This is a genomic window from Streptomyces sp. NPDC045026 (genome assembly GCF_056432625.1).
Genome location: NZ_JBWKIS010000072.1, coordinates 1 through 1327, shown reverse-complemented (window position 1 = coordinate 1327; position 1327 = coordinate 1). Strand labels below are relative to the sequence as shown.

General features: G+C 65.9%; 1 protein-coding gene. It reads right to left on the bottom strand.

The window, feature by feature from the left end:
* Positions 1 to 703 precede the first annotated feature (703 nt).
* Positions 704 to 910, bottom strand: a complete 207-nt coding sequence (locus tag AC07EJ_RS46070) for a hypothetical protein (RefSeq protein WP_393588528.1) — start codon at positions 908 to 910, stop codon at positions 704 to 706.
* Positions 911 to 1327 lie beyond the last annotated feature (417 nt).

Sequence of the window (1327 nt, the reverse complement as noted above, 5' to 3'; positions counted from 1 at the left end):
GAGGCGCCCCCACCCTCAGGTGTTGGATCATGAAGCGCTGCCAGGCGGGAGCCCGAGGCGGACGCGGTCGCAGTGTGCCGACCAGTGACGGTCAGACAGGCCCTGGCCCTTTCGACGCTACGTCCCGGATCCGAAGGAGTACGGGTTTCGATGGGTCGATATCAAGCAGCTCCGCTTCTCCGCGGAGTCCGTGGACGACAGAGGGCTGCTTGCCGCACTGATTGGGCATGAGCAGTTCCGAGACGACTATGCAGGTGGTGGAGTGCTGCCGGAGGGACCCCGGCACGGTCCATATTGGCTACGGTCGATCACTCCCGACATCTACGAGCCCGTCAGCCAGGAGAAGGCCGTGCAGATCCTGCGGGAGTGGGTGGATCCGCTCTGGGACGTGCCCACCGAGCTGGAGGCAGATCTGCAGCGGGAGGTGTTCGACCGCCTGGTCGCAGCTGATGGCGTCTACTACCTCAGCGAGCTCGGTGATGAGGCGATTCACGAGCCACCTTGTCCAGATCGAGGACGAGTGAACGGCTCGCTGTGGAGGCATCGGTGTCGGATCAGTCCCCGCTGCGCAGCAGACCGGCCAGTGCGGCGCATGGGCCACCCTCTCGCCGCTTGCCCCTGGTCCGCGGCATGTGCCCGACGATCGGCCGCGGCGGCGGATCAAACCGGTTGGGGTCACTCCACTCCTGTGGTCCGCGGGCGGTCACACGTCGACCGCGACCCCGGTCTCCCCCAGTCGCGCATGCAGGTGGGGCAGGGTGAGCGAGTCGGCCGCGATCGCGAGCATGATCGCGGCCTGAACCGCGAGCGACACCACGAAGGCGATGCCGACGCCGGCATTCTCGAGCCAGACAGGCTCGCACAGTTCCGGCAGGATCTCGCCCTCGTCCGGTTCGCCGCTATCGGTCACCCTTCCTTCCAAGGCCACGTAGTTACCGCCGCAGCCCCGGCGAGCAGGCCTGGACCCTCGTCGGCACCCCCTACGCCTCCTCCGGCTTCTGGGTCGACCCCCAGCCCCTGTTCGGATACACGAACTACTACATCGTCAACGTCGACGACGCGGGCAGAGAGTCGGCACCCGCCAGAACCAGCGTTCAACCGTAGACATGGCCGAGGCGGGGCTGACATAACGTCAGCCCCACACCTTGTGTGAACGGACCGCTGGCTACTTCGGGCCGGGCATGAGCTTCTCCTCCTACTCATCCGACAGAAAGAGGACGGCGCAGGTCCTGTGAGGCGCCCTGAAGTTCTCGGACAGCGGTCCCCATAGGATCGAAGTCCAGAACGGCGGAGAGAGCACGTGGCACAGAAGCGTAGGAAGTTCAGT